The 23,710-nt window shown below is 48.9% G+C and carries 24 protein-coding genes; 17 read left to right on the top strand and 7 right to left on the bottom strand.

Translation table 11 applies throughout. The features are described from left to right. Nucleotides 1-64: 64 nt before the first annotated feature. Nucleotides 65-655 (bottom strand): TetR/AcrR family transcriptional regulator, encoded by a 591-nt coding sequence (locus tag HQN90_RS32590; protein ID WP_173226838.1) that lies wholly within the window; start codon nt 653-655, stop codon nt 65-67. Nucleotides 656-813: 158 nt separating this feature from the next. Here HQN90_RS32590 and HQN90_RS32585 point away from each other — a divergent pair, with 158 nt between their 5' ends. From HQN90_RS32585 to HQN90_RS32575, 3 genes are all read left to right on the top strand, one after another. Then, entirely contained in the window at nt 814-1,476 is a 663-nt protein-coding gene (locus HQN90_RS32585) for a DUF2306 domain-containing protein (protein ID WP_173226836.1), read from the top strand. Between the two features lie 19 nt (nt 1,477-1,495). After that, the gene (locus tag HQN90_RS32580; RefSeq protein ID WP_173226834.1) at nt 1,496-2,533 is read left to right on the top strand and encodes a DJ-1/PfpI family protein; all 1,038 of its coding nucleotides are present in this window, start codon (nt 1,496-1,498) and stop codon (nt 2,531-2,533) included. Nucleotides 2,534-2,737: 204 nt separating this feature from the next. Next, nucleotides 2,738-3,940, top strand: a complete 1,203-nt coding sequence (locus HQN90_RS32575; RefSeq protein ID WP_173226832.1) for an MFS transporter — start codon at nt 2,738-2,740, stop codon at nt 3,938-3,940. 981 nt (nt 3,941-4,921) lie between these two features. On the opposite strand, the gene HQN90_RS32570 is transcribed toward HQN90_RS32575, so the two are convergent. After that, nucleotides 4,922-5,122, bottom strand: a complete 201-nt coding sequence (locus HQN90_RS32570) for a hypothetical protein (protein ID WP_173226830.1) — start codon at nt 5,120-5,122, stop codon at nt 4,922-4,924. 361 nt (nt 5,123-5,483) lie between these two features. On the opposite strand from HQN90_RS32570, the gene HQN90_RS32565 reads away from it, so the two are divergent. The 3 genes from HQN90_RS32565 to lepB all read left to right on the top strand — a co-directional run bounded on the left by HQN90_RS32565 (nt 5,484) and on the right by lepB (nt 7,211). Then, the gene (locus HQN90_RS32565; RefSeq protein WP_173226828.1) at nt 5,484-5,915 is read left to right on the top strand and encodes a GNAT family N-acetyltransferase; all 432 of its coding nucleotides are present in this window, start codon (nt 5,484-5,486) and stop codon (nt 5,913-5,915) included. Between the two features lie 141 nt (nt 5,916-6,056). Continuing rightward, the gene (locus HQN90_RS32560) at nt 6,057-6,611 is read left to right on the top strand and encodes a DUF402 domain-containing protein (RefSeq protein ID WP_173226826.1); all 555 of its coding nucleotides are present in this window, start codon (nt 6,057-6,059) and stop codon (nt 6,609-6,611) included. Then, nucleotides 6,612-7,211, top strand: a complete 600-nt coding sequence (gene lepB, locus HQN90_RS32555; protein ID WP_173226824.1) for a signal peptidase I — start codon at nt 6,612-6,614, stop codon at nt 7,209-7,211. On the opposite strand, the gene HQN90_RS39770 is transcribed toward lepB, so the two are convergent. After that, on the bottom strand, nt 7,208-7,387 hold the full coding sequence (locus tag HQN90_RS39770; RefSeq protein WP_338042417.1) for a hypothetical protein: 180 nt from the start codon (nt 7,385-7,387) through the stop codon (nt 7,208-7,210). The two genes, lepB and HQN90_RS39770, sit on opposite strands and share 4 nt — an antisense overlap. Here HQN90_RS39770 and queG point away from each other — a divergent pair. The 7 genes from queG to HQN90_RS32525 all read left to right on the top strand — a co-directional run bounded on the left by queG (nt 7,311) and on the right by HQN90_RS32525 (nt 13,147). Continuing rightward, a complete protein-coding gene (queG, locus tag HQN90_RS32550) occupies nt 7,311-8,426 on the top strand; it encodes a tRNA epoxyqueuosine(34) reductase QueG (RefSeq protein WP_338042416.1) in 1,116 nt (371 codons plus the stop codon). The two genes, HQN90_RS39770 and queG, sit on opposite strands and share 77 nt — an antisense overlap. A 15-nt stretch (nt 8,427-8,441) precedes the next feature. Next, nucleotides 8,442-8,987 carry a methylated-DNA--[protein]-cysteine S-methyltransferase gene (locus HQN90_RS39100; protein ID WP_246362949.1) on the top strand — a complete coding sequence of 182 codons (546 nt, stop codon included), beginning with the start codon at nt 8,442-8,444 and terminating at the stop codon, nt 8,985-8,987. Between the two features lie 19 nt (nt 8,988-9,006). Next, nucleotides 9,007-10,038, top strand: coding sequence for an HD-GYP domain-containing protein (locus HQN90_RS32545; RefSeq protein ID WP_173226821.1), 1,032 nt, complete (start codon nt 9,007-9,009; stop codon nt 10,036-10,038). Between the two features lie 94 nt (nt 10,039-10,132). Beyond that, a complete protein-coding gene (locus HQN90_RS32540; RefSeq protein ID WP_173226819.1) occupies nt 10,133-10,342 on the top strand; it encodes a YneF family protein in 210 nt (69 codons plus the stop codon). A gap of 136 nt (nt 10,343-10,478) precedes the next feature. Further along, nucleotides 10,479-11,057 (top strand): TetR/AcrR family transcriptional regulator, encoded by a 579-nt coding sequence (locus HQN90_RS32535; RefSeq protein WP_173226817.1) that lies wholly within the window; start codon nt 10,479-10,481, stop codon nt 11,055-11,057. A 21-nt stretch (nt 11,058-11,078) separates the two neighbouring features. Then, the gene (gene folE / locus HQN90_RS32530) at nt 11,079-11,666 is read left to right on the top strand and encodes a GTP cyclohydrolase I FolE (protein ID WP_079410777.1); all 588 of its coding nucleotides are present in this window, start codon (nt 11,079-11,081) and stop codon (nt 11,664-11,666) included. A gap of 161 nt (nt 11,667-11,827) precedes the next feature. Further along, complete coding sequence (locus HQN90_RS32525; RefSeq protein ID WP_173226815.1) at nt 11,828-13,147, top strand: deoxyguanosinetriphosphate triphosphohydrolase family protein; 1,320 nt, start codon at nt 11,828-11,830, stop codon at nt 13,145-13,147. Nucleotides 13,148-13,276: 129 nt separating this feature from the next. On the opposite strand, the gene HQN90_RS32520 is transcribed toward HQN90_RS32525, so the two are convergent. Then, a complete protein-coding gene (locus HQN90_RS32520) occupies nt 13,277-14,263 on the bottom strand; it encodes an alpha/beta hydrolase (RefSeq protein WP_173226813.1) in 987 nt (328 codons plus the stop codon). Between the two features lie 337 nt (nt 14,264-14,600). On the opposite strand from HQN90_RS32520, the gene HQN90_RS32515 reads away from it, so the two are divergent. Together HQN90_RS32515 and HQN90_RS32510 are read left to right on the top strand one after the other, a co-directional pair. Further along, nucleotides 14,601-15,344, top strand: a complete 744-nt coding sequence (locus HQN90_RS32515) for an IclR family transcriptional regulator (protein ID WP_173226895.1) — start codon at nt 14,601-14,603, stop codon at nt 15,342-15,344. Between the two features lie 62 nt (nt 15,345-15,406). Next, the gene (locus HQN90_RS32510; protein WP_173226893.1) at nt 15,407-16,297 is read left to right on the top strand and encodes a cation diffusion facilitator family transporter; all 891 of its coding nucleotides are present in this window, start codon (nt 15,407-15,409) and stop codon (nt 16,295-16,297) included. A gap of 11 nt (nt 16,298-16,308) precedes the next feature. On the opposite strand, the gene HQN90_RS32505 is transcribed toward HQN90_RS32510, so the two are convergent. From HQN90_RS32505 to acnA, 3 genes are all read right to left on the bottom strand, one after another. Continuing rightward, nucleotides 16,309-16,452, bottom strand: a complete 144-nt coding sequence (locus HQN90_RS32505) for a hypothetical protein (RefSeq protein WP_173226811.1) — start codon at nt 16,450-16,452, stop codon at nt 16,309-16,311. 1,065 nt (nt 16,453-17,517) lie between these two features. Beyond that, complete coding sequence (gene sleB / locus HQN90_RS32500; protein WP_173226809.1) at nt 17,518-18,177, bottom strand: spore cortex-lytic enzyme; 660 nt, start codon at nt 18,175-18,177, stop codon at nt 17,518-17,520. A 261-nt stretch (nt 18,178-18,438) separates the two neighbouring features. Then, on the bottom strand, nt 18,439-21,156 hold the full coding sequence (acnA, locus tag HQN90_RS32495) for an aconitate hydratase AcnA (RefSeq protein ID WP_173226807.1): 2,718 nt from the start codon (nt 21,154-21,156) through the stop codon (nt 18,439-18,441). 343 nt (nt 21,157-21,499) lie between these two features. Between acnA and HQN90_RS32490 the strand changes: the two genes are divergently transcribed. Both HQN90_RS32490 and HQN90_RS32485 read left to right on the top strand, forming a co-directional pair. After that, nucleotides 21,500-22,519, top strand: coding sequence for an amidase domain-containing protein (locus HQN90_RS32490; RefSeq protein WP_173226805.1), 1,020 nt, complete (start codon nt 21,500-21,502; stop codon nt 22,517-22,519). A gap of 40 nt (nt 22,520-22,559) precedes the next feature. Next, nucleotides 22,560-23,705: a D-alanine--D-alanine ligase gene (locus HQN90_RS32485; RefSeq protein ID WP_173226803.1), complete on the top strand. Its 1,146-nt coding sequence runs from the start codon at nt 22,560-22,562 to the stop codon at nt 23,703-23,705. Nucleotides 23,706-23,710 lie beyond the last annotated feature (5 nt).

Genomic DNA, 23,710 nt, shown 5'->3' with positions numbered 1-23,710 from the left:
CAAAAAGACCCCCAATCCCTTGTCAAAACAAGGAAGAACGGGGTTCATTTCATACCGTATTGATTTACATCTTGAAAGAGTTAAGCAGATGTTCAATATTTGTTCTAGCATACCTCACATGCTTGTTGTCTCGGGTCAAACGGCTTGCCATGATGCCGCCTTCGATCGAGGAGAAGATGAAGGAAGCGAGGGACTCTGTGTCGATGTCAGCTCGATATTCCGCGTCTGCAACCCCTTTTTGCAAAATGCTTTGGATGAAAGCCAACATTTGCTCGTAGGCCCCTACGGCGCGGTCACGAAGAACCGGATAGGAATGATCGCTTTCAATCGCTGTATTCAGAAAAGGACATCCGCCTTTGATCGGAGGATTATGAACGGTATCGCTGTAGACATCGCACATCGCAACCACCTTGTCCGTAGCTGTCGATGCTCCTTCAACCGCTGACGCGAAGTGTTCCCAGAGCACTTGACCAGCGTAGGAAAAAGCTTCCAGCGCAATCTCATCCTTGTTCGCGAAGCTCCGATAAATCCCGCCCTTCGTCAGACCGGTTGCTGCCATTATGTCTTGTATGGTTGAACCTGCGTAGCCTTTCTCATTGAACAGCTCCGCGGATTTCATGATAATATGCAATCGTGTTTTTTCGCCTTTACGCATGTGCAGGTTCCTTTCACAGAGACGTTGACACTCTCATAATATTGTAACATTTTATAAGTGAATCATAGCATAGAATGTTGTACAATAAAAAAGACCGTACGGTTCGGTCTCTAATTTTGAATGAGCAGAACACTTATAACGAAAAGGATGAGATCCCCATGGCTAAAACGGCTAGATCGAAAACGAGCTACCTCTATCCCTTGCTCCTGACAGCATCTTTGATTTATATCGCTTACGTCACTTTAACGAATTTATTTTTCGATCCACAGGCCGTTGATTTTCTGAGCCATAAAATGAATCTGAAACGTCCCATTAACCTCTCGATTTGGTTGAATGTGATGCACGTCCATGTTGTTGCAGCTTGTATGGCGATGCTCACGGGAATACTCAACTTCTCCCATACACTCTTACGAAAATATCGCAAGTTTCATAGAGTTAATGGTTATTTATATGTCATTTTTGTGTTCGTGGTCGTTCTTACTTCGGGTTATATGGCGCCTTACAGCACAGGAGGCAAAGCGAGCAGCTTGCCCTTCAACCTTGTCAGTATCGTTTGGTTCGCGATGACCATTGCAGCCATTGTGCAAATTAAACGCAAGCAAGTCAGCAAGCACCGGAAGTGGATGGTTCGCAGCTATGTTTTCTGTTTTACGAACTTTTTCATTCATTTAATCAGCTACATTCTGCATAAAGGCGGGGGCCTGCCCTATGAATTGAGCTATACACTGGGCGTATATGGAGCGATTTTAACTAACTTTATTTTGGCAGAGATTGTGATTCGGTTTGTGTACGTCAAGGCTCCAAATGTGGCCGCTCAATAAACAGGAAAGGAGAGTTTCTATGCATATACAAATCGTATTATTTGATGGCTTTGATTTGCTTGATGCGATTGCCCCTTATGAAGTATTTTGTGCAGCCCAAATGTACACAGACGAAAATCTGGATGTCGATCTCGTAACGGCGGAAGGTGCCAGGCTTGTCTCGAGCGGCATTGGTGGGCTGCAGATTCCTGCCAGTGGGAGAATTGACCCAGAAAAGGCAGGACTTATTCTGGTGCCTGGCGCATCCGGTGAGGTTGCTGGCGAGGGAGAGCATACGGTGCCCAGCATTTTGAGGCGGGCGATGGAGACCAAGCTGACGCCACTCATGAAAGAAGCCATGCAGCGATCGGATCTGACAGTGGCTACGGTCTGCGGAGGCTCGCTGCTGCTAGCCATGGGCGGATTATTGGAAGGACGACATGCGGTGACGAATCATCTCGGTATGGATGTTCTGGGAGCGACCGGGGCGATCCCGATCACCGCAAGAATTGTCGATGACGGCAATTTGGTGACGGGCGGCGGAGTGACGTCAGGTCTTGATGTCGCAATTTACTTGGTTGAGCGCGAGCTTGGCCCACGTATTGCGCTCAAGGTGGAATCGCTTTTTGAGTTCGAGCGACGGGGAACAGTGTGGCGCGATCAGGGGCTTCCGGTGGTGCAGCAAGCGCCAGTTGCGGCTGATAGTGCAGTTGGGCACGAGTCCTATAACCAACATCAGGGAAGCAAGGATACACCAACTGATAATCTGTTTGATGGGGAGTGGAAAGCAGCTATTTCCACGCCCGTGGGTAAGATGTCTGTCATGCTCAACATCCAGACCCGCGATGGTCACATATATGGCGAAGCCCGGCAAGGCAGCGAGGTTGCCGCGTTCAAAGATCCCGTCCGGAGAGGGAATCAGCTGACTTGGTCACAGCGCGTTACGAAGCCGATGCGCTTGAACTTGAAGTTTGAGGTGATGGTCGAGGGCAACAGCATGACAGGTGTCGCCAAGGCTGGCGTGCTGCCGGCCTCCCGGTTAGTGGGTGAACGACTCGTCGGGAGTAATAAGCTATGAGAGGTTCGCTGCAAGTACATGAGTCGTGTACGCGCAGCGAACCTCTCTTTTGTGTTTCTGGGATAAGGGCTCAGAAGCAGCTTGGTGATGTTAAATTTTTAATCTTCCAACAAAAATGATAAAATAAACTTATCAAGTGTGGTCGTCGGGAGAACTTCGCATAGGGTAGTCCAGTCATGAAGCATTCATCAGGAGGTAAACAATATGGAATTTTCCTGGAAACGAAATCTCATTACGTTATGGATCGGGGTATTTTTTTGTGGGATGGCTTATACCATTTCGATTCCTTTTTTACCCATTTTTCTGCATACGGAGTTAGGTATTGATAAAGGGCTGGAGGCCTGGTCGGGCATCACCTTTGGCATCACCTTTCTGGCCAGTGCATTAATCGCCCCTTATTGGGGATCGTTAGCGGACAAGTATGGGCGTAAGCCGATGTTGATTCGCTCGGGATTTAGCTTAAGCGTTCTGTATTTTGCGACATTTTTCGTTCATGATCCTTACTTATTTCTTGGTGTTCGGATTCTTCAGGGCTTGCTTGCCGGGTTTGTGCCAGCTTCAATTGCATTAGTTGCCACGAATACGCCAGAAAAAGAAGTAGGCTACGCGCTGGGTGTGATGTCAACGGCAAGCGCCGCGGGCAGTGTCATCGGTCCGTTGGTCGGAGGTTTCGTCAGCCACTGGGTAGGCAATCGCGAATCCTTCTTAGTCTCTGGATGCGTCGTATTAGTTGCCGCCTTTATCGGATTATTCGGCGCCAAGGAAACCAACTTCAACCGCTCGGCTGTGCGGTCGGGTGTCATCGATGATCTGAAGTCAGCTGCGCATAATCGTCCATTCATGATGATATTGGGTGTCACGATGCTGGTCGCGACTTCCGTTATGATTGTCGAACCGCTGCTGACGATCTATGTGCTGCAGATGGGCGGCAGTCAGGGCTCAGCTTCGCTAACTTCAGGCATTATCTTCTCGGCAGTAGGCATCGCAACCGTTATCGCAGCACCAAGATGGGGCAAGCTCGGGCAAAAAATCACCTACTCCAAAACACTGTTCATCGGCCTTCTAGGCGGCGGAATCGGCAATCTGCTGCAGCTCGGTACTCATCATTTGCTGGCTTTTGGTATTTTGCGGTTTAGCTACGGGCTGTTTTTTGCAGCGGTCTATCCAGCTTTAAACGCGCTCATTGTGAAATTCACCGATTCCAGCTTTCGCGGCAGAGCGTTTAGCTTAAATCAATCCGCTACGCAACTTGGGACTATGAGTGGCCCGATTATCGGCGGCTTTTTGGGCGGCTGGATCGGCATCCCGCTTGTTTTTGCCGTCAACGGCCTGGCGTTAATCTGCGTGGCCTTCTTTTTCAAATACCGCGGCCCCAAAGTGGCAGCTGTTGCGGCATCGCCGGAGTAGGGCGCGGTGAAAAGGGGAGGGAGCCTCGCCCCGCGAAAGCTAGAAAGGCCTTCTCAGTGGAGAGAAGGCGCTGAAAGCCGCCAGAGCCAGCCGAAGAAGGCAGTCTCGGGAGGAAACTAGGCGGAGTTCCGCGGGGAAACTGACTGAGAAGTCGAAGAAGGGCTGTTCCTCAGGTAGTTGAATCTACTTGAGGATAGCCGGAAGGTCAGCTTTCCACTAGCTGCACAAGTTAATGAATCCTTTCTCCATAGCGCTAATTGTCGAGTTTGCTGATGGAAGAAGGGATGTGCTTCAAGTAGCTAAATCTACTTGAGGCCAACCCGAAAGATCAGTTTTCTACTAGCCGCACAGTCAATGAATCCGTTCTCTCATCATAGCGCCAATTGTTGAGTTTACTGATGGAAGAAGGGCTGTTCTGCAAGTAGCTAAATCTACTTGAGGCCAACCCGAAAGGACAGCTTTCTACTAGCCGCACAGTCAATGAATCCATTCTCTCATCATAGCGCCAATTGTTGAGTTTGCTGATGCCATTTTGCCATGAACGTGTTATTCTCTACCCCGGTACATCTGCATTCTCGCAACCACGGTATATCGCAGCCTTAGTAGGGTCAATTTTACTTTTCCAAATGAGGGATAGGCAACGGGCATAGGTTGGCCGCTGAGGGCAGTAGGCTTGAGAGTTGTTCAAGCTGGCAGTTTGCCTTAGGTCGGTATATTGGGCAAAATTCCTGCGAAAATGCATCCTTTTCGACTAGGCCATAAGCAAAATGGCGAAAAGCCTGCAATTATGCATCCTTTATAGACCTTTTTGCCATTCTAGGATGAAAAAGCTTAAAAAGCCTGCATAATCGCAGGCTTTCTGACGTTTTCGCACGATTTGATCGAAAATGCCTGCATTTTCGCAGGTTTTTCGAAATCGATGTGGTTTGGACATTGCCGATATGATTGCGAACTTTGGAGCAGTCCCGCACCTTGTATCCATCACGATAACCCATCACCATCAGTATCACCAACACCAACACCAACACCAACACCAACACCAACACCAACACCAACACCAACACCAACACCAACACCAACACCAACACCAACATCAACATCAACACCAATACCAATACCAATACCAATACCAACACCAACACCATCACGATCACGATCACCATCTTTATCATCATCACCCATCACGATCACCCCCACCCCCACTGACAAGGCAGTCTCGTCATAAAACCAAAACAACCTAGTCGCTGACCAGGTCAAATTGTTGATCTCTTAGCAGCTTTAGGGGTAAAGGTGGCTCACTTGTCGAAAATGCTGCGTGATCGAGCGAACTGCATAGCGTCAAGGGGCGGCGAAAACTAATAATTAACGTGAAAATTGTTGAAAACGCTTGCATTTAAGCGCTTTCAAGAGAAAAATAGAAAAAAACAAAGATTTTTGTGAATTTTAACACATTTTCAGCAGGATTCCGTAAATTTTTGTCGTATTTACTACTTTACCAGAAAATTAATCCTAACAAATTAATAGGGAATTGGGAGAGAACCGTATGCATGTTCGTTCATTTCAACTTGGTGATACTTCTTCGGTGACAACACTCTTGCAGGACGTTTTGTCGGAAACCTGCTATGAAGAAACGATGGAAGCATTTGCTCGTCAGCTCTCTTGGGATACAGAACTTGTTCTTATCGCGCAAGAAGAATCGCAAATTGTTGGCATGATTATCGGGACCATCGATAACAACAATGGCTACTATTATCGCATTGCAGTTGCCACAGAGTATCAACGTAAGGGTATTGGCAAGGCTTTGATCGAAGCAATGAAGCAAAGGTTCCTCCATCGGAACGTGAACAAAATTATGGTGACGGTCGACGTGCATAATGAAATGGTACTGCCTGTCTACGAGTCAGCGGGCTACAATACTTCTGATTTTTCCCGGGCTGCGCATCGCCTGAGTATTGTAAAGAAAGTCAGCGTGTAACGGATTGTTCGGATGCTCTTGGAATTGAATAGACTGGGTCGAGGGAAGCATATCGGTGCCGCCATTGCATTTGGGGGTCAGATATGCTTTTCTATATAGTAGGGAACTTATCGGCAGCTATCAATAGAGGAGCTTTGAGACATGGAGAATTTCGCGCCGTATGTGATAAAAAGCTTCAAACACGATGGACATCTTCATCGGATGTGGCTGACGAATTGGCGGGTTCCGCAGCATATCCTGCACACGGACCATCAACAGCAAAATATGATGGTTTTTATCAACAGCCAAACGAAAATTCAGGAAGCAGACGGGAAAGAATGGGTTAGCCGCATTCCAGGCGTTTCTTTCTTCATTCCCAAAATGTGGTTTAATATTGTAGCTCTTATAGAAGAAGCTGGGGTTCGATATTATTGTAACGTGGCCTCACCGATGTATGTCGCCCAGCAAGTTCTGACTTATATCGACTATGACCTTGATGTTATACGTATGCCGGATCGTACAGTGCATATTGTGGATCAAGATGAATATGAACGCCATAAGCTGAATTATCACTATTCACCGCTTGTCGAAAGAAAAGTGCAAGAAGGACTGGCGGCTGTTTTGGAACTGGTGAATGGGGACAAGCCCCCTTTTCAGGATGAGATGGTTCTGCATTATTATGAACAGTGGGAAAAGCATAAGAACGGAGGAGCATGAATGAGCTTCTTTGTAAGCCGCAATGAAACGAATAAAGCGACTGCCAAGTATAGACAGGAGGCAGAGTCGAAAAGCTTCACACATGAGCTCTGGGATTGGACGAAATCCATTCTTGTAGCTCTTCTTGTCGTTATTCTCGTGCATCAGTTCGGGTTCAACCTTTCGACGGTGCGGGGGAATTCGATGCAGCCCACCTTGCAAGAGGGGGAGTGGTTGTTTGTGAACAAGGCGATTACTTATTTCAAAGCGCCGAAGCGGGGCGAAATTGTGATCATCAAGGAGTCGGAGGATTTTACGTTGGCGCAGCACCTTTTCCTCGTGAAAAGGGTGGTCGCGGTAAGCGGCGACGAGGTGCAGGGCCGAGCGGGCTTTCTGTACATCAACGGCGTTAAAATCGAAGAGCCGTACACAGACACGCCCATTCAAGACGGCGACTTCGGCCCAACGGAGGTTGGGCAAGGGAACGTCTTCGTCATGGGCGACAACCGCCATGCGGCAGCAAGCGCAGACAGCCGCAGGTTCGGGGCTGTTCCGACCAGCTTGATCCAAGGCCGGGCGGAATGCATTGTGTGGCCACTCACGGTGGCCGATGGACTTTAAATCAACTGACACGAATGAAAAGAGGTGAGACGGATGGCGGTTTCCACTTCCATCGCAACAGGAACGCCTGCGAATTTCAGCAAGCTGCAGCAAGAGATCGTGGATGCCGCGTCGTCTCTTGGCATTGATAAAATCGGCTTCGCTTCGGCGGAGCCGTTCACTGAACTGAAAGACATCCTTCTCCGTCATCGGGAGAAGGGGTTCGAATCCGGCTTCGAGGAGCCGGATATCGAGAAGCGGGTCAACCCCGAGCTGAGTTTCGACGCGCCGAAGTCGATCATTTCGATCGCTGTGGCGTACCCGTCGAAACTGCCGAACCCTCCCCGATCCGAGCCTGGGGCGTATCGAGGCATCATCTCGCGCTCCTCGTGGGGGAGCGACTACCATGACGTGCTGCGCGATCGGCTCGCGAAGCTGGAGGCTTTCATCGCGGAGCGCGTGCCGGATGCGCGACTGATGAGCATGGTCGACACCGGTGTCCTGGTCGACCGGGCCGTGGCCGAGCGTGCGGGGATCGGCTGGAGCGGCAAAAACTGCGCTGTCATCACACCGGAGTGGGGCTCGTGGGTGTATTTGGGCGATATGATTACAAATATTCCGTTTACACCCGATACATCTATTATGGATCAGTGCGGGGACTGCACGATTTGCATAGATGCCTGTCCGACTGGGGCTCTAGTCGGTCCAGGGCAGCTCAATTCAAGCCGCTGCATTTCTTTCATTACGCAGACTAAGGGCTATATCGATGATGAAGACAAACGCAAGATCGGCAATCGCATCTACGGCTGTGATACATGTCAAATCGTTTGCCCGAAGAACAAGGGCATGAACTGGACGCACCAGCCTGAGCTGCAGCCTGACCCTGAGAAGGTCAAGCCGCTGCTGATCCCTTTGCTCACCATGACAAACAAGGAGTTCAAGGAACAATATGGACGTATCGCCGCTTCGTGGAGAGGCAAGAAGCCGATTCAGCGCAATGCGATTATCGCTCTGGGCAACTTTAGGGACCAGTCAGCCGTGCCGATTCTGAGCGAGCTTCTGCAAGCTGATCCACGGCCGGAAATCCGTGCGACCTGTGCATGGGCGCTGGGCAGAATTGGCGGGGAAGAAGCGTCGTCGGCGCTGAATAATGCCCAAGCCAAGGAACAGGAGCCTGCTGTCAGGCAAGATATTGAGAAAGCCATCACTGCTGTAAGCCAATCAGCTTCAAGGTGAGGAGGAACCATACACATGACACGTATGCAACAAGCAGGAACCATTCTTCGCTATACAGAAGTCGCTTCACCGATAGGCCCACTCGTCCTTGCTGCAACATCACAGGGACTGTGCAATCTTGCATTTGGAACTTTTGAACATCATCAAGAGCGATTGCAGGAATGGGCGGATCGCTGGTTTGGCAGGCATGAATGGCAAGAGGATACGGCGCATCTGGCATTGATTACCGAGCAGCTGGAGCAATATTTCCGCGGAGACCGAACGTCTTTTGACGGTGAATTCGATTTACAGGGAACTGATTTTCAGAAACGCGTTTGGACGGCATTGTTAGCTATTCCATTCGGCGAAACAGCTTCTTATAAACATATAGCAGAAGCCATTGGCTCCCCGAAAGCAGTTAGAGCGGTTGGCGGAGCAAATAATAAAAATCCGATTCCGGTTATTATCCCGTGCCATCGTATTATTGGCGCTAGCGGAGAGCTCGTTGGCTATGGCGGCGGGCTGGATATCAAAATACGTTTGCTAGACCTGGAACGGCCTCTTACCGCAACAACAATCTGAATAAAATGGAGTGTATCCTATGAAATATGTCCATTTGGATTCCGTTGAGTCGGGGCAATATTTAGGTCGAACGATATTTGCCAGCAACGGATCTATTTTGCTATCTGAAGGCGTGCAATTAACGGTATTCATGATCAATACGCTCAACCGCATCGGGGTTACGATGATTTATATTAAAGACGAGAGCCTGGAGGATGTGGAAATCCCGGAGATTCTTTCGGAAGAAACGAAACGGATTGTGATGCAGCAAATGGGACAAACCTTCGCAGCGATTCAATCAGGCAAGGAGTTTAACTCCCGTTCCATGAGCATTTCGATCAATACTTTGCTCGATGAAGTGATGAAGAACCGGGATGTCCTTATTCAATTGACCGATATTCGTACGAAGGATAATGAGATGTATGTCCATGCCACGAACGTTTGTATGATGGCTGTGTTGATCGGCATTAATATGGGCTTCAATGAGACGCAGTTAAAAGAGCTTGCCGTTGGCGCGCTTCTTCATGATGTAGGCAAAGTCGAACTTCTGTATGACGATGAATCGCTGGATATCAAGAGACATCATACGTGGAGAGGCTTTGAGCTTTTGAAAAACAAACGGGAATTCAGCTTGCTGATTGCTCATGTGGCTTTTCAGCACCATGAAGCCGTAGATGGCTCTGGCTATCCGAGGGGACTTTTGAGCGAAGATATCCATGTCTATGCCAAAATTACAGCTGTCGCCAACATGTATGATAATTTGCTCTTCGATACCTCCCTAGGTCGGCGTATGCTGCCTTACGAGGCTTGCGAGCATATGATGGCGCTAGCTGAAACCAAGCTGGACCGCGATGTGGTGATTCAATTTCTGAAAATCGTTTCTATTTATCCAACGGGGGCTTCCGTTCGCCTCTCCAGTCGGGAGACTGGTGTCGTTGTGGGACAGCATCGAGGGCTGCCAAGTCGCCCCATCGTTCGTATTGTCAAACAGGATGCTACGGATCGGGAGCTGGATATTAAAGAGATTGATCTGGCCAAACACACGACTCTTTTTATCGAACAAGTGCTATAATCTGGGCGGGTATCCTATTTGTAAACAGATGAACAGAAATGATATGATAAAGCAAGCAATCCATACCAATTTGTACAAGCAGGGGGCATTCACGATGTGGAGTTATCTTATACCTATTCTCACGTTGATTGTGGGCTTAGTCGGCGGGTTTTTCATCGGTGTATTCTATTTAAAAAGACAGCTGGAATCGATGCAAAACAATCCCGAAATGCTGGCCAAAATGGCAAAGCAAATGGGCTACAACATGAATAAGCAGCAATTGAGCAAAGCGCAGCAAATGATGAAAAACCAAAAGTGGAAATAATACGCAGGGTGTAAGAGAACCCTTCTCAGGGGCTGTGCTGTCCACCGTACAAACGGCTGACAGCATGAGCCCTTCCTATTATGGTCAGGTATGAAAGCTATAGGACATACCGGTACTATTCAGAGGTGGCTATTCGATGGCAAGCAACAAAGACCGCATCTTGGAGGCAGCGATGGATCTGTTTCATGACCATGGCTTCCAAGGGACGGGACTGGAAGATATTTTGTCGAGCAGCGGGGTTTGTAAAAGTAATTTTTATTATCATTTCAAAAGTAAAGAAGAGCTGGGTCTTAAGGTGATTGAACGCAAGATTCAGGAGATGCGGCAAGCCGTTCTGGAGCCAAGCCTCGGCAATGCGGATTTATCACCGAAGCAGCGGGTGCTCGGCTTGTTCGAAAGGATGCTGAGCTTCTGCGAAGAGCATGCTTGTCGGAAGGGCTGCTTCTTCGGCAATCTAGCTCTGGAGCTTAGTGACAGCTCAGAAGAGCTGCGTAAGCCGCTGAGCCGTTTTTTCAGCGAGATGGAGGCTGAGGTCGAATCTTGCTTGCAGGATGGGCGTAAGCGAGGTGAGCTCTCTCTACAGGGGCTAACCCCCGTAGAGTTGGCGACACCGATCGTCTCGCTGCTACAAGGCGGAATGCTGCTCACCAAAGCGCACAAAGACAGCAGAGCAATGCGCGACAGTATCAAGGTTCTGACCATTTGTATGGGATAGAAGAAAGAGGTGGGAGAGAAGATGGCATCAATCGAGTATAAAAATACGAGAGTCTCCGAGAATCGGGAACTCATTGAGCAGCATGTTCGGGAGATTTTGAGACTGATTGGCGAAGATGTAGATCGGGAAGGTTTGCTTGACACACCTGCCCGCGTAACCCGGATGTATGAAGAAATATTTTCCGGTTATGAGGCGAATCCCCGTGATGTGCTGGGAGTAACTTTCGATGAGCAGCACGAAGAGCTCGTGATCATTAAAGATATTATTTACTACAGTCAATGTGAGCATCATATGGCGCCCTTTTTCGGTAAAGTGCATGTCGGGTACTTGCCTAGCGGTAAAGTAGCGGGATTAAGCAAATTCGCCCGTCTCGTGGATGTTATTACACGCAAGCTTCAGGTGCAGGAGCGAATTACATCGGAGATTGCCGACATTCTGGATGAAGTGCTGAAGCCGCATGGCGTCATGGTTGTGGTGGAGGGAGAACATATGTGTATGTGCTCCAGAGGTGTAAAGAAGTATGGCAGTCAGACGATAACCTCAGCGGTTCGTGGTTCTTTCCGGACGGATTCAACGCTTCGCTCAGAATTTTTGTCCTTGTTAAAATAAAGGGTACGCGCAAGGGGATGTGCATGGAGACAAAAGTCTTGTGCAGCATCCCTTTTTTTTGTTAAGAATGACGGCTATGACTTGTTGCAAGGTAGACGGATATAGTATTCTTTTATAAACGTTATTGGGGAATAGGAAAGAGCACTTGGGGAGGCAAGCTTATGAATGACATACGAAAATATCGGCCCGGTGAGGCCGCTTCCTCTAAAGTGAGCGAAGAACGAGATGAATTTGAAAGGGATTATGCGCGGCTTATCCAATCACCAACCTTTCGGCGGCTGCAAGGGAAGTCACAGGTGTTCGGTGCCGGATCAGGGGATTATTATCGGACACGACTCACGCATTCGCTGGAAGTTGCCCAAATCGCCAGAGAAGTGGCGAAGCGCTTAGAGCGGACGAATCCGTTTCTGCAAAAGAGAGAGCACCCAGGGCTCATTATCGACCCTACGGTGGTGGAATGTGCGTCGATCGCCCATGATTTTGGACACCCTCCTTTTGGGCACAAAGGGGAAGAAGTGCTGAATCATATCCTGCTGAAGGATTATGGCTTGAAATATGAGGGCAATGCCCAAAACTTCCGAATCCTGATGTTTCTGGAGAAGCGGGCAGGCAGCGAAAGTGGTCTGGATCTGACCTCAGCGGTGCTTCTGGGCATCAATAAGTATCCCTTCCTGATCGAAGAAGAGTCCAGACTCAAGGGTGTGTATGGCTCAGAGTGGGATATCATTCGAGAACTCAGAGCGGAGTGGAAAATGCCGGAGGGCTGCTCCACGCTGGAAGCTCAGTTGATGGATTTGTGCGATGATATCGCCTATTCCACCCATGATATTGAAGACGGCATCCGCGCGGGGAAAATTCAAATGAATGCGACCTTCTTCGAAGATCAGCGGTTGATCCGGCATCTGGTTATGGAGATCTTGAATGATCCTAACAAGCATAAATTCGGATGGGAGCAAGTCGATATTGAGCTGATGGTCAGACAAGTGCTGTCCGATTATCTGGAGCAATGGGAGCAGATATTTGCAGAATGCAATCGGGAAGAATCGCGGACCCGCAGAGAGATGAAAGCTCGCTGGGTGAGCTCCTTCGCCAGCTGTCTGGATATCATTGATGATCCGGATCGCGGCTGGAAAAAGGTTGCGCTCGTCAAAGACGGAGCGGAGGATATGAATCTGCTCCGGACGATGGAAATCCTCAAAAAGCTCGCATGGGTCACCCTGATCAAGGATTTCCGAGTGCTGCGCTTGCAGAAGCGCAGTGAGATCATCGTGGAGCGCTTATGGGACAGCTTTATTGACCAAGACAAAGGGCAGTGGATTATCCCGCCCGACTGGATTGACAGCTATGAGCGCCGCAAGGGCAATTGGAGCTGGCCGCGGTTCGTTGCGGACTATATTTCCGGCATGACAGATGCCTACGCTGAGAAAGTATACGCCGAGCTGTTCGCAAGCAAATCCGGGTCGATTTACGAAATGGATTAGATGCCAGCGGATCGCTGTCATAGAAGTTAAGAGAACGTTGACTCTGTCAGCGTTCTTTGTTTTATTTAGCGCGCAAAAAAATATCGACCCTGCAAGGGGCCGACTTTATAGGAGGAGGGAATACCAACGTTAGTAAACAGGTGCAGTTGAAAGACCATTTAAGAAATTCATCGTTTTGCGAATATAGGCTTTTGGTTCCGCCCGATAAAGAAGCTCGTGCTGTGCTTTGGGAATGATCCATAGCTTGGATTCGGGTGCCTTCTGCTGCTTGAACATGTCTTCTACCATCTCATAGGGAGCTTTGTAGTCCTCGGTTCCGTGGATGAAGAAGATAGGCATCGGGTAAGCGGTAGAGGTGACCTTATTGTAAGGCACTTCATGCAAACTTACGCCATTGAGCAATGGGAAAAATAAGCGAACGAGCGGTAGAGAAGGGAATTTAGGAACGTTCACGACTTGCTTCATATTGTGATAAAGGGTATCCGGATTCAGCAAGAAGGTGCTGTCCAGAATCATCCCTGAGATATCCGTGTTGTTCTGGAGAGCCGCTTGCAGTGCTGTGCCTGCTCCCATCGAGAAGCCCCAGATATAGATTGGACCGCTGGATAGCTGTTTGACATAATTGATGGCTCCGAGCAGTTCCTGAGACTCTTGAATACCACCCGTCATCAGGCGCTTACTGCCAGGATGAACGTACCCATAATCAAACATAAGCACATTGTAATTTTGTAGATGAAGTTCACGGGCCAAGTTGTATAGCGGGACCCATAACTCCTCGCGATTGCCGCCGTAGCCATGAGAGAAAATAATGGTTTTGCTCGATTGAGCGGGAATGAACCAGCCATCTAATTGAGAAGCGCCATTCAAGCTTGGGAAGGTTACACTGCTGAAAGGAAGACCAACCGCTCTCATTGGATCGGAATGGAGAGGGTCGATGTGCGGCCGAGCCAGCGTCCAAGCAATGTAAGCATGAAAGGCAAGCAGCAGAGACATGCATAAGGTTAAGAAGGAGATCAGGATAGTGAGAACCAGCTTTTTTTTGCGTAAAAGCCGTCGCGGAACGACCTGCTCCAGTGTGGGTTGTAATGAACCAGGGGATAGAGATGTTGTTGACATCGCGGCACCCTCCCTCCATATAAAATAGTGTGAGTAATCCCAGTTGCTCTAAGAGGTCATAGGGAGAATGAATCTTGAGATTAATTGACAAAATATTCTGATAAGTAATCTTCTAACTTAATATTATTCTGAATGCGCTTTCAAGTCAATGCTGATACACCAATTGTAAGGCCTCTGTAACCGTACTGTAACAATAGAAGAAACAGATGATTGACCTTTACGCATAGAGGTAGTTTGGTTATACTAGATGTAAATGGGTTTCATATGGTGAAACTAATCAACTTTTCAGATCGACTGGCATATCCTAGATATCCGTATAATGAAAGTGGTGTTCGTCATGGAAGATGGCAAGCTAACCGTGCGTGCCGTTGAGCGCGCTTTAGATATTATGCTCTGCTTTACTGGAGCTACCGAGCTTACTTTAACTGAAATTGCAAGTCGTGTTGATCTGCACAAAAGTACCGTCCATCGCCTGCTTGCCTCACTGGAGGGCAAGGGGTTCATCATGCGGGATGCCGCAACAGATAAATACAGACTTGGTTATCGGCTGTGGGAGCTCTCCGCCAATCTCTCCAAAGAGGGAGACCCCGGCATCATTCTGCTGCCGGAGATGGAACGGCTGCGCGATCAGCTTGGTGAAACGATCTCGCTGTACGTTCAGGACGGCTTGCTTCGCGTGCGCATCCAAGCGGTGCAGAGCAACCAGGCGATTCGCCGCGTAGCCCCTGTCGGGGCGCGAATGCCCTTATACGTCGGCGCCTCGAGCAAGGTGCTCGTCGCCTTCGCTGAGCCAGCGCTGCAGGAGCAGCTTCTAGCCTCGGCCGACTGGCCGACCGGGCTGGATCAGCAGGCGTTCCTGCAGCAGCTCAGCGACACCAAGCTCGCTGGCTTCGCCACGAGCGTGGAAGAGCGCGAGCCCGGTGCGGCGGCAGTGTCCGCGCCGGTACTGGATCGAGGCGGCCGCTTGGTCGCCGCCCTTGCGGTTTCGGGCCCAGCGAACCGATTGACGCTGGAGGTTATGCAAGAGCAGGCGCCGCTGATTATGGAGGCGGCGCGGCGGATGGGGACCATGCTGCGCTAGCGGCGATGGATGTTTATCTTCTAGGAGGTCCATACTAGAAGGAGGGAAAGGATGTGGCAAGTATGAAGAAGGCAGCCTCCATGCTGGCGATCTGGATCAGCCTTGCCAGCAATGTCGTGCTTACCGCCATCAAAATCATCGTCGGTCTCCTCTTCCAAAGCCAAGTGCTGATCGCCGACGGCATCCATAACGCGGGAGACGTGATCGCCTCCGCGACCGCATACAGCTCGATGAGAGTATCCTCCAAGCCGGCCGATGTGGATCATCCCTATGGACATGGCAAGGCCGAGGTGCTCGGAGCTTTCATTGTCGCGATCATTCTCGGCGGAGCGGCCATTTACATGGGCTATCACTCCATCCATGCGCTGTTTGAAGAGCCTGGCAACGCGCATTGGATGGCTTTCGTTGCGGCCGTTATTTCGCTGATCTGGAAGCAAATCCTTTACATCTACACGATGCGTATCGGCCGTGAGCGCAACAGCAAGGGCTTGATCGCTACCGCATACGACCATCTGGCGGACGTGTATGCGTCTATTGCCGCATCCGTTGGTATCGGCTTAGCTTTGATTGGCGAACATTTCGGCTATGCGATCTTAGCTTACGGAGACCCCGTAGCGGGAATCATCGTCTCATTTCTTGTGTTGAAGCTGGCCTATGAAATGGGCAGAGAATCCTTCGACATTCTCATGGAGCGGAGTGTAAGCCCCGAGCATATTGAGCAGTATGCGGCTTTGATCCGCTCTGCGCCGGAGATCAAACGCATTGATCGACTGCGGGCACGGGAGCATGGACATTACATTTTAGTCGATGCAAGGCTGGCCGTTCGGGGAACCTTAACCATCCAAGAAGGCCACGATATCAGCCGCGCCATCAAGCAAAAGATCAAAGACGCTCATAGCGATGTGGATGAGGTGCTGGTGCATCTGAATCCTTGGTATGAAGAATCGGTTTGAAAAAAGCTAAGCTATCCGGCAGGTTGCAGATCTGGGATAGCTTTTTTGTGTTTTTGGAAGGTTCCCCGATGGCGTGGAATCAGGGCCTGCACCAAAACAAAAATGGTTTTCCAAAAAATCATTTTGGATTTTTGAACTTCCACTATTCCTATCAAAAAACGCCTCCCTCCACACTTGCGCAGTGTTTTTGGAGGCGTTTTTGATGTTGTTTGGGACTTGTTCATACATGGATACCTTTGTGGGACAGTCATTTATTTGGAAGAAATCTGGCAGCAGCAGAGTTACATCGATGTTTCTTTTGCTTGTACATACTTTAATCGTGGAGTGGCTTGAGTGGTTTGAGTAGCTTGAATGGTTAGAGTAGCTTGAATGGTTAGAGTGGCTTGAGTGGCTAGAGTGGTTTGAGTAGCTTGAATGGTTAGAGTGGCTTGAGTGGTTAGAGTGGCTTGAATGGTTAGAGTGGTTGAGTGGTTAGAGTAGCTTGAATGGTTAGAGTGGCTTGAGTGGTTAGAGTAGCTTGAATGGTTAGAGTAGCTTGAATGGTTAGAGTGGCTTGAGTGGCTAGAGTGGTTTGAGTAGCTTGAATGGTTAGAGTGGCTTGAGTGGCTAGAGTGGTTTGAGTAGCTTGAATGGTTAGAGTGGCTAGAGTGGTTTGAGTGGCTTGAGTGGTTAGAGTGGCTTGAGTGGTTAGAGTGGCTTGAATGGTTAGAGTAGCATGAGTGGTTAGAGTGGCTTGAGTGGTTTGAGTAGCTTGAATGGTTAGAGTGGCTTGAGTGGTTAGAGTGGCTTGAGTGGTTAGAGTGGCTTGAATGGTTAGAGTGGCTTGAGTAGCTAGAAGTGGCTTGATTGGCTGGAGTAGCTGGGAGTGTCTTGGTTAGCTAGAGTTTGCTCATACTGGCAGATTGCCTCAGGCCCGCCGTACATTTCGCATAATTCCTGCAATTATGCATCCTTTTCGTCTTGGAAATAAGAAAAATCGCGAAAAGCCTGCGATTATGCATCCTTTTGAGACCATTTTTCGATTCTAGGATGGAAAACAGTAAAAAGCCTGCATAATCGCAGGCATTCTGCTATTTTCACACGATTTGATCGAAAATGCCTGCACTTATGCAGGCTTTTCGAAATCGCGAGCCTCAGCTGCGCATCCGCTAACAATGGCTCTGGCGCAGCGTGTGTACAACCAAAAACAAAAACCGTCAGGATTCCCCTGACGGCATCGATTACTTCGCAAAAATATGATGACCAATCCGCACGGTTTGCGGACGTGACCAGATCCAAGCGCTAGTCGCTGTTTCTGGGTTGAAGTAGAACGTAGCTCCCTTGGTCGGGTCCCAGCCCTTTACGGCGTCCTGTGCGGCCTTGTAGGCGGTGCTATCCGGCGTTAGCCAGTATTGACCGTCACTTACTGCTGTGAACGCTCCTGGGGCAAAAACAATCCCCTCAATCGTGTTGGCATACTGACTCGACTTCAGGCGATTCATGACAACGGCGGCTACCGCCACTTGTCCTTCGTAAGACTCACCGCGTGCCTCGCTGTAGACCACTCTAGCCAGAATGTCCAGATCTTCTTGATTTACGGAGTATTTGCGCAAGCTTTGCCACGTATTCGCTCCGACAAGACCATCAACGGTTAAGCCATAATTATATTGAAAATTACGAACAGCCGCGGCCGTTACAGGACCGTATTTGCCATCCACCGGCTGTGTATAATAGCCTAACATTTTTAGACGAAACTGTGCGTCCCAGACGTCTCCGTTTTGAGTACCTAACTGTAAGGCAGCCTCTGCCGCGTAAGTTGGTTGGCTGAACTGGCTTGCAGTATACCCTAACCCAATTGACGCGAACAGCATGACTAAGACGAGCTTTTTCAATGTGTTCATCTTTCATCTCCCCTTTCGCTCTACCCAGTATAGTAGGGGAGAAGGGCGTGCTCAACCCGCAGTTTTTGGAAATGTAAGTCAATCACTTGGGGCTCTAAGGGTTCAACGTGTGGCGCAAATTCGAAAAAAACGCTTTCACAGTCCAATGAGCCTATAAGCAGGCCGCGTCTTACCCGAAATAAAAAATCCGGAAATGCCATAAGGCATTCCCGGATTTTGGCGTGCATACATGTGTGTGTGTTTTGCGTGATGTAAACTGAATTATTTATTCTCAGCAAGAATGGAGCGAAGAACGGTTTGCAGGATACCGCCATTACGGTAGTAATCCACGTCAACCAAGCTATCCAAACGCACGAGAGCGTTGAATTCGAAGCTTGTTCCGTCTTCACGAGTTGCTGTAACTTTAACTGTCGAACCTGGTTGAACATCGTTGCTCAGACCTGTGATATCGAATGTTTCGCGACCTGTGATACCAAGTGTTTTCCAGCCAGTTCCATCAAGGAATTGAAGTGGAAGAACGCCCATGCCCACAAGGTTGCTGCGGTGAATACGCTCGAAGCTTTCTGCGATAACAGCTTTAACGCCAAGCAGGAATGTTCCTTTGGCTGCCCAGTCACGGGAGCTTCCAGTTCCGTACTCTTTACCAGCGATAACGACGAGGTTTTGGCCTTCAGCTTGATACTTCATGGAAGCATCGTAGATGGACTCAACTTCACCAGTTGGCAGGTAAGTGGTTACGCCGCCTTCTGTGCCTGGTGCCACTTGGTTACGAATACGGATGTTAGCGAACGTTCCGCGCATCATTACTTCGTGGTTACCACGACGGGAACCGTAGGAGTTGAAATCTTCTTTTTTGACGCCATGGTTGATCAAGTATTGGCCCCCTGGGCTGTCAACTTTGATGTTACCTGCAGGCGAGATGTGATCCGTTGTTACGGAATCGCTAAGCAGTGCCAATGTTTTGGCGTTGCGAATATCCGCGATATCATCCAGAACCGTACCAAGATCGGTGAAGAACGGAGGCTCTTGAATGTAAGTGGATTTGTTGTCGAACTCGTACAGATCGCCTTCTGGAATTGCGATTTGGTTGAAACGCTCGTTCGCACGGAATACATTGCTGTATTTGTCACGGAACATATCAGCGCTCATTGCAACGCCCAGAGCTTCTTGAATCTCTTGGTTTGTTGGCCAGATGTCTTTGAGGTAAACAGGTTGATTGTTTTGGTCATAGCCGATTGGATCGTTAGCCAAATCAATGTTAACTGTTCCAGCAAGAGCATAAGCAACAACAAGTGGAGGTGATCCCAGATAGTTGGCTTTAACTTGCGCATGTACGCGGCCTTCAAAGTTACGGTTACCGGAAATAACGGCAGCGACTGTCATATCGTTATCGATGATCGCTTTGCTGACTTCGTCTGGAAGTGGACCGGAGTTACCGATACAAGTTGCACAGCCATAACCTGCAACGTGGAAGCCTAGTGCTTCTAGAGGCTCAAGCAAGCCTGCTTTGATTAGATACTCGGTAACAACCAAGGAACCTGGTGTCAGGGAGCTTTTTACGAAAGCTGGTTTTCTCAAACCGCGAGCTACCGCTTTTTTCGCTACAAGTCCGGCACCTAGCATAACGCTTGGGTTGGAAGTATTGGTACAGGAAGTGATCGCTGCGATTACGACAGCACCTGTGCCCATTTTCGCTGTTTCGCCGCTTGGGTAAACGACTTCTACAACTTCGTTGATTTTCTCGTCTGTCAGGCCGTATCCACCTTTGTCGATCGGCGTACGGATGATGGAGTTGAAAGACTCTTTCATGTTCGTAAGCTCAACACGGTCTTGAGGACGTTTAGGACCAGCTAAGCTTGGTACTACGGAACCAAGATCAAGTTCAACGACATCTGTGAACACAGGATCTGGAGTGCTGTCTGTACGGAACATGCCTTGTGCTTTGTAGTAAGCTTCGACAAGTGCGATTTGATCATCTTCACGGCCTGTAGCTCTCAGGTAGTTCAATGTTTCGTTATCAACTGGGAAGAAACCGATGGTTGCGCCGTACTCAGGAGCCATGTTAGCTACAGTTGCACGGTCAGCCAAGGAAATGTTGCTCAGACCAGGACCGAAGAACTCAACGAATTTACCAACAACGCCTTTTTTACGCAAAATTTGTGTAACAGTCAAAGCCAAGTCAGTCGCTGTAGCGCCTTCTGCCAAGTGGCCTGTCAATTTGAAACCAACAACGTCTGGAGCTACGAAGTAAAGTGGTTGTCCAAGCATACCAGCTTCAGCTTCGATACCGCCGACGCCCCAACCTACAACACCAAGACCATTGATCATTGTTGTATGGGAGTCAGTACCAACCAAGGAATCTGGGTAAACAACAGTTTCACCGTCGATTGTTTTCGTAGCTGCTACGGAAGCCAGGTACTCCAAGTTAACTTGGTGAACGATACCTGTTGAAGGAGGAACAGCACGGAAATTATCAAATGCTGTTTGTGCCCAACGCAAGAAGCGGTAACGCTCTTCGTTTCTTTCGAATTCTAAGTTAATGTTCATTTCGAGTGCATCCGGGGATCCGAAAGCATCAACCATGACAGAGTGGTCAATAACAAGGTCTACAGGAACAAGCGGGTTGATCCGTTTTGGATCTCCACCTTCACGAGCCATAGTCGCACGCATTGCCGCAAGGTCAACGACGACTGGAACTCCAGTGAAATCCTGAAGAACGATACGAGCAGGAATGAAAGGAATTTCTTTGTTTTCATCGCGGCCTTCAGCCCAGCCAGCGATTTGTTTCACGTGTTCGCTTGTAATCGCGCGACCGTCGAATTGACGAATAGCAGCTTCAAGCAAAACGCGGATGGAAACAGGCAGATTGTTGATGGTGCCGTGACCTTGGCTTTCAAAGTCAGGAAGACTGTAATACTGGAACGATTTCGTGCCGACAGTTAACTGCTTACGCACAGAAAAAGAGTCCTTGTTGGGCATGGGTAATTCCTCCTTAAAATATCTTCATCCACTGAGTTTCAACTAGTGAAACTCAATTTCATTTATCCCCTACTTCAAGTATACCGTCTCACTGTGTATCAGTAAAGATTTATTTCAATCATTTTTACCGGATAAATGTCATATATTGAATCAATTCAAAGCAAATCGGGCTCGTCCTTCAGAAAATGAGCAGGAAACACTTGCAGGCGGCTCTAAGAGTCGCTAATGGGTCTCTAAGGACTCCTATTATGCCTCAAAAGAGTGCTTTTCAATAAATAGCAGTCTTTGGGGTTTCTTATTGTGTGAATGAGAAGACATAGAAAACTTTTAGGAGGATCCCAAGATGTCCTGGAAAACAGCGCTCTACAATTATGTTCACGCCAAAAATCAAGCAGAACTCGAAGGCTCTGCAGCACCGCTTGAAGCTTATGTCACAGACAGCGCTTATGTCCGCACACAGGATGTCAGAGTCCGGAGGCTGCTGAACAGCTATCAGGATCGTGATGCCAAGCTGCTGCGCGGGGAAACAAAGCTGCGTCTCAGCGGTGTCAGAGAATCGGGGCAAGGAATTATTGCGGATATCCGGCTGCATCGGTATTTGTACTATCAGATTGGTTCCACCGAGCATGTGGAAGAACGCATCGAGACGGAGCGTGTGACGATTGACAGCATGGCGCACCGTTGGCAGGTGAGATACACAGAATCGCTGCAAGCCGAGAAGTCGCTTTCGAGCAGGCAGCGAGGCTTTCTTTTGCCTGAGCCGGAAGACTTCGTGGAAGGGCTGCGAAGAGCGCCCTCTCTTCCTTATATCAATCATAGTATACTGGGCGGCAGTACCCAAGAATCTGCTCTGCGCAAAATCATATATAACCGCCCCAAAGTTGTGGAATATGCCGAGACTTGGTGGGAAAAACCGAACCCTAAATTTGAGGAATTTGAAGTCGATTGCACGAATTTTGTATCGCAGTGCCTCTTTGCAGGCGGGGCTCCAATGGACTATACTGGGAAAAGGGATTTGGGCTGGTGGTATGCAGGCAGAAGAGGTCATCAAGAGCTGTGGAGCTTCAGTTGGGCAGTAGCCAACAGCTTGCAATCGTTTTTATCGCATAGCCGCAAAGGGCTGCATGGTCATATTGTTCATGATCCGCGCGAGCTTCAGCCGGGAGACACGATTAGCTACGATTGGGACGGTGACGGCCGGTTTCAGCACAATGTCATTGTCATCGGCAAGGATGCCAACGGCATGCCTCTTGTGAATGCACACACGTATAACAGCCGCAATCGGTATTGGGCTTATAAGGATTCACCCGCTTGGACGGAGCGGACGAAATACGTTTTCGTTCGAGTTGCTGATGAAATGTGATAGGTAGTACAGAAATAGAACGACTAGACGGAGGTACGGAATGGGCGGCAAAATCAGAATTGGACTCATTTATGGAGGGAAATCCGGAGAGCATGACGTGTCTTTGCAAACAGCATTGGCCGTTATGAAAGCCGTGGACTTCACGAAATATGAGGTAACACCGTTTTATATAACGACAAAAGGCGAGTGGAAGAGCGGCGCTCCGCTACTCGGACCTGCTGAATCCAGAGATGCTTTAACCTTCAGCGCAGGAGAAACAGTGAATGCACCGGTGTCCAACGCTCTGGCCCCGATATTCGGAGCCATTCAAGCCAAAGGCGATGTATCCGTTGCTGCTGTGAATCCAGTTGGGACGAAGGACACAAGCTTGGATGTGATCTTCCCGTTATTGCACGGTACCTTCGGTGAAGACGGAACCATTCAAGGCTTGTTGGAAATGGCTAATATTCCATACGTAGGGGCAGGCGTGCTTGCATCCGCGGTGGGAATGGATAAAGTCATGATGAAGAAGATTTTTGCGCAAGAGGGACTTCCGCAATGCATTTTCCGCCATTTTACACGCACAGAGTGGGAAAAAAATCGTGCCTATCATCTGGTCGAGCTGGAGACGGCGATTGGTTACCCTTGCTTCGTGAAGCCAGCGAACCTAGGCTCCAGCGTTGGCATTTCCAAAGCAAGAAATCAAGCGGAATTGATCGAAGCGGTTAATTTTGCTTTTCAATACGATCGCAAAGTTATTATTGAAGAAAATATCGATGCGCGCGAGATTGAGGTTGCTATCTTGGGCAACGATGAGCCTATTGCATCTGTTGCCGGGGAAATCGTTTCATCCAACGAGTTTTATGACTACAAAGCCAAATATTTGGATGGCAAATCAGCGATGGTGATTCCTGCCGAAATTCCGCACGAAACGGCTGAACAAATTAGACAGCTGGCCATTCAAGCCTATTTAGCAGTAGATGGCAGCGGCTTGTCACGGTTGGATTTCTTCCTGGGCAAAGCCGATAACAAAATCTACATCAATGAAATCAATACAATGCCGGGCTTCACCCCGTTCAGCATGTACCCTTTGCTGTGGCAAGAATCCGGCAAGCCCTATACAGAGCTGCTCGATGATCTTATCCGATTGGCGATCGAACGGCATGCCGCGAAGCAAAATATCCAATATTCTTTTGATGTGGAGTAGATGCA

This window comes from Paenibacillus alba, assembly GCF_013204855.1.
GTDB classification, from domain to species: Bacteria; Bacillota; Bacilli; order Paenibacillales; family NBRC-103111; genus Paenibacillus_E; species Paenibacillus_E alba.
This window is presented reverse-complemented; position numbering and strand designations above follow the sequence as displayed.

Coding starts and splice junctions, on each gene's coding strand:
- HQN90_RS32565 (WP_173226828.1), top strand. CDS start 5,484: ATGCATGTTCGTTCATTTCAACTTGGTGATACTTCTTCGGTGACAACA.
- HQN90_RS32540 (WP_173226819.1), top strand. CDS start 10,133: ATGTGGAGTTATCTTATACCTATTCTCACGTTGATTGTGGGCTTAGTC.
- folE (WP_079410777.1), top strand. CDS start 11,079: ATGGCATCAATCGAGTATAAAAATACGAGAGTCTCCGAGAATCGGGAA.
- lepB (WP_173226824.1), top strand. CDS start 6,612: ATGAGCTTCTTTGTAAGCCGCAATGAAACGAATAAAGCGACTGCCAAG.
- HQN90_RS32585 (WP_173226836.1), top strand. CDS start 814: ATGGCTAAAACGGCTAGATCGAAAACGAGCTACCTCTATCCCTTGCTC.
- HQN90_RS32520 (WP_173226813.1), bottom strand. CDS start 14,263: ATGTCAACAACATCTCTATCCCCTGGTTCATTACAACCCACACTGGAG.
- HQN90_RS32535 (WP_173226817.1), top strand. CDS start 10,479: ATGGCAAGCAACAAAGACCGCATCTTGGAGGCAGCGATGGATCTGTTT.
- HQN90_RS32510 (WP_173226893.1), top strand. CDS start 15,407: ATGAAGAAGGCAGCCTCCATGCTGGCGATCTGGATCAGCCTTGCCAGC.
- HQN90_RS32570 (WP_173226830.1), bottom strand. CDS start 5,122: ATGGGTGATGATGATAAAGATGGTGATCGTGATCGTGATGGTGTTGGT.
- HQN90_RS32525 (WP_173226815.1), top strand. CDS start 11,828: ATGAATGACATACGAAAATATCGGCCCGGTGAGGCCGCTTCCTCTAAA.
- acnA (WP_173226807.1), bottom strand. CDS start 21,156: ATGCCCAACAAGGACTCTTTTTCTGTGCGTAAGCAGTTAACTGTCGGC.
- HQN90_RS32575 (WP_173226832.1), top strand. CDS start 2,738: ATGGAATTTTCCTGGAAACGAAATCTCATTACGTTATGGATCGGGGTA.
- HQN90_RS32515 (WP_173226895.1), top strand. CDS start 14,601: ATGGAAGATGGCAAGCTAACCGTGCGTGCCGTTGAGCGCGCTTTAGAT.
- HQN90_RS39100 (WP_246362949.1), top strand. CDS start 8,442: ATGACACGTATGCAACAAGCAGGAACCATTCTTCGCTATACAGAAGTC.
- HQN90_RS32485 (WP_173226803.1), top strand. CDS start 22,560: ATGGGCGGCAAAATCAGAATTGGACTCATTTATGGAGGGAAATCCGGA.
- HQN90_RS32590 (WP_173226838.1), bottom strand. CDS start 655: ATGCGTAAAGGCGAAAAAACACGATTGCATATTATCATGAAATCCGCG.
- HQN90_RS32580 (WP_173226834.1), top strand. CDS start 1,496: ATGCATATACAAATCGTATTATTTGATGGCTTTGATTTGCTTGATGCG.
- sleB (WP_173226809.1), bottom strand. CDS start 18,177: ATGAACACATTGAAAAAGCTCGTCTTAGTCATGCTGTTCGCGTCAATT.
- HQN90_RS39770 (WP_338042417.1), bottom strand. CDS start 7,387: ATGTCTTTCAGTTCAGTGAACGGCTCCGCCGAAGCGAAGCCGATTTTA.
- HQN90_RS32560 (WP_173226826.1), top strand. CDS start 6,057: ATGGAGAATTTCGCGCCGTATGTGATAAAAAGCTTCAAACACGATGGA.
- HQN90_RS32490 (WP_173226805.1), top strand. CDS start 21,500: ATGTCCTGGAAAACAGCGCTCTACAATTATGTTCACGCCAAAAATCAA.
- HQN90_RS32545 (WP_173226821.1), top strand. CDS start 9,007: ATGAAATATGTCCATTTGGATTCCGTTGAGTCGGGGCAATATTTAGGT.